The sequence below is a fragment of the Streptomyces sp. MK37H genome (assembly GCF_018035285.1).
Taxonomy (GTDB): domain Bacteria; phylum Actinomycetota; class Actinomycetes; order Streptomycetales; family Streptomycetaceae; genus Streptomyces; species Streptomyces endocoffeicus.
The window spans coordinates 1-1,081 of the sequence record NZ_JAAAYH010000883.1; the positions used below are offsets into that span (position 1 = coordinate 1).

At 69.0% G+C, this 1,081-nt stretch carries 1 rRNA gene and 1 pseudogene; both read left to right on the plus strand.

The annotated features are described in order from the left end of the window. The first annotated feature begins 108 nt into the window (after nucleotides 1–108). Nucleotides 109–225: ribosomal RNA gene (gene rrf / locus GWI24_RS44590) — 5S ribosomal RNA — on the plus strand. Nucleotides 226–475: 250 nt separating this feature from the next. Further along, nucleotides 476–1,081, plus strand: a pseudogene (locus tag GWI24_RS44595) (hypothetical protein); the annotation flags it as partial.

A 1,081-nucleotide genomic window follows, 5' to 3' on the forward strand; every position in this document is an offset into this window, starting at 1 on the left:
ATGCTCGCGTCCACTGTGTGGTTCCCGGGTTGCGAACAGTCGCACCGGTGAATCAGTTCCACTTTAATTAATTGAAGAGTGTGCTTGTTCGCTAGAACCCGATAGGGTTTCGGTGGTCATTGCGTTAGGGAAACGCCCGGTTACATTCCGAACCCGGAAGCTAAGCCTTTCAGCGCCGATGGTACTGCAGGGGGGACCCTGTGGGAGAGTAGGACGCCGCCGAACAATCTTTGAAGGACCCTTGGTCCCAGCGTGCATGCTGGGACCAAGGGTCCTTTTGTTTTTTGCTGGGCCCGCATCGGTGCGACCGGTGCGGGAGAATGGTTGAAGTACATGAAGACAGGAGTCACGCCGATGTCCACCAACTCTCCCGACGACCGGTCGGGCCGCGAGCCGCGGCGCCAGGACGCCGGCGACCGGCGGGAGGCCCGCGGCTCCGGGCCGCGCCGCGACGGCGGTCGTGGTGGTTTCCGGCGTGACGACCGCCGCGATGAGCGGCCGCGCGGGCCGCGTCGCGATGATGACCGTGGCGGGTTCCGCCGCGATGACGACCGTGGTGGCCACCGGCGCGATGAGCGCCGCGATGACCGGCGAGACGAGCGCCGGGATGATCGCCGGGACGACCGGCCGCGTGGGCCGCGTCGGGACGATGAGCGCGGAGGCCGCCCCGGCGGCTATGGGCGCCGTGACGACCGGGGTGGCCGCCCCGCCGGGCGATACGAGCGCCGGGACGACCGGCGGGATGACCGCCGGGACGATCGTCGTGATGACCGTCGGGACGATCGTCGTGACGAGCGGCCGCGTGGGCCTCGCCGTGATGACCGCGACGGTGGCTTCCGCCAGGGCGGTTTCCGCCGGGACCGTGACGATCGGCCGGGCTTCCGCCGGGACGATGACCGTGGTGGCTATCGGCGCGATGAGCGTCGGGGTGAGCGCCGCGACGATCGTCGTGACGACCGTGGTGGGTTCCGTCGCGATGACCGCGATCGTGACCGTGGCGGCCGGGGCGGCGGCTACGAGCGCCGTGATGAGCGGCCCTCGTACCGTCGTGATGATGACCGTGGTGGGTTCCGGCGTGATG